At 44.7% G+C, this 3990-nt stretch carries 4 protein-coding genes; all 4 read right to left on the bottom strand.

The features are described from left to right. Positions 1-271 (bottom strand): PTS sugar transporter subunit IIB (locus QVP35_RS11485; RefSeq protein ID WP_288187884.1); only part of this gene is annotated, 271 nt, incomplete at its 3' end. Positions 272-393: 122 nt separating this feature from the next. Further along, on the bottom strand, positions 394-1446 hold the full coding sequence (locus QVP35_RS11480; RefSeq protein WP_009289568.1) for a zinc-dependent alcohol dehydrogenase: 1053 nt from the start codon (positions 1444-1446) through the stop codon (positions 394-396). Between the two features lie 32 nt (positions 1447-1478). Further along, positions 1479-2357: a class II fructose-bisphosphate aldolase gene (locus QVP35_RS11475; RefSeq protein WP_009289567.1), complete on the bottom strand. Its 879-nt coding sequence runs from the start codon at positions 2355-2357 to the stop codon at positions 1479-1481. 229 nt (positions 2358-2586) lie between these two features. After that, positions 2587-3864, bottom strand: coding sequence for an HD-GYP domain-containing protein (locus QVP35_RS11470; protein ID WP_009289566.1), 1278 nt, complete (start codon positions 3862-3864; stop codon positions 2587-2589). Positions 3865-3990: the final 126 nt, after the last annotated feature.

The raw sequence follows: 3990 nt of genomic DNA, 5'->3' as shown, positions 1-3990 counted from the left end.
CTATTTGCTTTACATCCCGGAATAATACGAACACATTTCCGGAGCCAAACTTATTTTTCTTCCAGGCTTCCGCTGCCTTCTCTACGGATAAAATACTGACTTTCAAGTCCGGCGGCGCTGCAAATTTCAGTATACTTTTCTGCATTTTATCTATCGCCACCTGATCATCAATGACAACGATTTTCTGTGCATGAAAGACTTTCACCCACTGGGTAACCACTTGTCCGTGGATCAGGCGGTCATCAACTCTGACTGCTAATTTTTTCGCCATACCTCATTCTCCTTTTCTGTGACATTCTGAAGATGATTTAGTCATCATCTTCATCGTCATTTAAGAATCCCTCTGTATCAATGCGGAAAATCATTTGCTCTTGCTGATAAACTTTCACTTTTTTACTGCTGATCCAATAAGACACATACCCTATACATTCCCGGCCTGCTTGCCTCTTCAAATGCTTCCTGGATCTGATCTAATTTGAACGTTTTTTCTTCAATTAGCTTAGATACATCTACAACTCCTGTGCTGAGTGCTCTCGCAGCTTCCTGGAAATCTTCATTGTCTGCGCCAAAGGTTCCGATCAGTTCCATCCTGCGGTAATGCATTTCATTGGAATCAATATGTAATTCCGGTGCCGGATAGCCGGCCGCAAACAGCAGCAGTTTACCGTCTTTTTCTTTGATCATTTTCAGACCCTGATCATTAGCCGCTGTGACTCCTACAGCAGCGATAACAGCATCCGTTCCCTTTCCTTCTGTCAGCCTTTTTACTTCCTCCACAGGATCCGCCTGATTACAGTCAATGACCTCAAATCCCATAGCCCTGGCAGTCTCAAGTTTCTTCGGAATCATTTCTGATACAATCACACGGCATCCATAAGCCTTTGCCACCTGTGCATTGATCAGCCCCATCGTTCCTGCCCCAATGACGACCACAGTATCAAATGGCTTCAGCCTTAATTTTTTTGCCCCGTGGAGTACTGTAGCCAGCGGTTCTAAAAATCCTGCCTCAGCCGGGTTCACAGAAGCTGCTATTTTGTAAATGCCCCGCACACTTTTCACACAATAGTCTGAAAATCCGAAGAAGCCCCAGCGGTATCCGTCTTCCGTGTCTTTTCTGATGTCTGCACACTGATCCACCTGTCCGTTCCGGCAGGCAGAACAGTTTCCGCAGCCCTCATATCCCGTTGCAACCAGATCACCGATTTTAAAATCAGCCACCTTGGATCCGACTTTCTGTACGATACCGGCAGCCTCATGTCCTCCTGCCATCGGATATCCCTGGTGCTCTCTCAAGCCAAGCCATTGTCCGTAGTCTGTAGTGCAGATGTTGCAGGCTTTCATTTTCAAAAGGACATCATACTCACCGATTTCCGGCAAATCTCTTTCCCTGACTTCTGCCACACCTTTTTTTACTAAACATCCGAATCTCATTTTCCCTTCGCTCATAATCTGCTCCTTTTCTGCTGTCCTAAAAGTCTCTATGCTCTGTTCTCTCCGCCGAATAATCTCATATAATGTTTCAGCAGGTTTTTATAGCCTTCTCCCATAGCATTTGACAAGTCATACATGTTGGCACTCTGGTTTCCAAACTCTCCGAGACTTCCGTCCTTTACCATGCTGTCATAGTCAATTCCGAGATATTCTTTTAATTGTGCAAGCCCTGCATTGCTCAAGTCTGTACATAAATTTACTTTCTGGATTCCTGTCTGCACTGCTTTTCGTAGATTGTCATCTCCTGTCCCCGATCCCCCGTGAAGAACCAGCGGAATTTCGAGCATCTGATGGAGCTCAGCCAGTAATTCGAACTCAAGTTTTGGAGTTCCCTTGTATGTGCCATGGGATGTTCCTACAGAAACTGCCAGACAGTCGACCCCAGTCTGTTTTACAAACTCAGCGGCCTCATCCTTTCTCGTAAGCCCTGAATCCCTGGTCTGTTCATATTCAAATCCCTGTCCGACATGCCCTAATTCCGCTTCCACAGAAACACCGACAGCATGAGCAATTTTAACGATCTCTGCAACCTCTTTTACATTCTCTTCAAATGGCAGTGTGGAGCGGTCTACCATGACGGATGTGCATCCGCACCGGATAGCCGTCATGATTTCTTCAAAATCCCCGCCGTGGTCTAAGTTGATCGCCCCTGATACAGTCGGAAACTTGTGCTTATAGTAGTTCACTGTGTCTATCGTTTCCTCCAGGCTGTGGATTCCTGCGCAGTCAAAGATGACCGGTGCTTTCAGCTCTTCAGCGGCTTCAAAAACACTCTTTACCGTAACACGGTTCCATACATTTGGTGCTGCAACTCCATATCCTTCTGCTTTTGCCTTTCGTAATATTGTACCCATATCTGTGATCATACCATTACCTCCATCTGTGCATTTGCTTTATTTATTGTGCATCTGTTCTTATGTTTCAAATTATAGCATATTTCGGCAGCATGTCAAGCATATTCACTTTTTAATGTGAATATGCTCATTTGTGTATTTGTTATGATCTCATCACAAAAAAATCCCACTCCGAATCTGGAGTGGGAAATTATTTTTATTCTTCGTTTTTCATAAAATAGTGACTATATCAGAAAAAAGATTAGGACAGCATCTTTGGAAATCCCTGTTCTTTCAGCATCCCGAGCATCTCTCTGTACTCATCCTTCATTTGCTGATATATCAGCATCAGCCGCTCTCCGTTTTTATCGATCTCCTCCATAAGAAAATCATAATTCATGGAAACGGCCTCTGTAACTTCCGGACATATTTGATTTCTGCGGGCCATGTCACCGAGTATCTTCAAGGTCTGTTCCTTTGAGAAGACCTGCTTATAGCTGCGCTTTCGGATCAGTGCACTGATGATGTCCGCCACCGCACAGATTCTTTCCTCCCTGGAAAGGTGATCTCCCGTAAGACCCAGCGGATAGCCGGAGCCGTCCAGCTTTTCATGATGTCTGACTGCGATCTTATATATATCAGGATGGACGTATTCTTTCAGAATTCTTCCGCTGTCAACTACATGCTCCTGCATGATCTTGTATTCGTCTGGTGTCAGTGCCCCCGGCTTTTCTAATATTTCAACCGGTGTGGCAACCTTTCCGATATCATGGAGCAGAGCGCCGTAATACAGGCGGTCTGACCTGTCACCGGGAATTCCCATAATATTTGCTATGGCAATGCTGGCATTAACCGTTGTGATCGTGTGAAGCACCATGAACTCACTGCGGAAGTCGATGGAATATGCCAGCATTTCCAGGTAAGTCCGCTGCTCATCTTCCGTAAATCTCATCTTTTCTATGATGTCTTCCAATTCCTCCTCGAAGGAGCCGTCCTTCAGTGCCCGGCCGATTTGATATTTCTCCTCCGCACGCAGAAGTGTCTCAACGGCAAACTCAGAAAACTCCCTTCCTTTTCTCTCCTCAAGTTTTTCCCTTATTTGTGCCTTTGTCTGCCACAGCAGATCAGTTCTGTCCGCCAGATGAATGACATCTGCAAGGAAAAGAGTACGTCCTTTCACTCCCTGCTCCTTCATCAGGCAGTAATCCGCATGATGGTAAAGCACTGCCTCCGTATATTCGGAAAGAGGCGAAAACATTTTGAGGAATAAGCTGCCGTAAATGGAATGTTCCCATACATTTCTCGATTCAAATTCCACGATACAGTCAATTTCTTCTGTTTTATATGCCCCGATATCATGAATGAGACATACCAGAAGGACATTTTTCAGCATCTCGTGTGAGATCTCTCCCTCTGCCTCTTCTAAAATTTTGAGAGCAATGTAAGCTACCCTCTCTCCGTGTTCAACCAGACGGGGATCTACTTTGTTCAGCGTCCGCTTAACAATCCCCCATATATTTTTGCTCCTTATGGCGTGCATATTATAATACCTTTATATCCCCTTCTTTGTTCATCATGTTACCCTCTTAAGAACTATTTACTTTAACAATTTTTTTATTTTTGAAAGTGATTTTTCGCTGGCTGTATAAAACTTTTGGCTGCCCTT

Source organism: Anaerostipes sp. CAG:276 (assembly GCF_000432215.1).
GTDB lineage: Bacteria > Bacillota > Clostridia > Lachnospirales > Lachnospiraceae > Anaerostipes > Anaerostipes caccae.
Note: the sequence above shows the minus strand (reverse complement) of the source record. Positions and strands in the feature narration are given on the sequence as shown.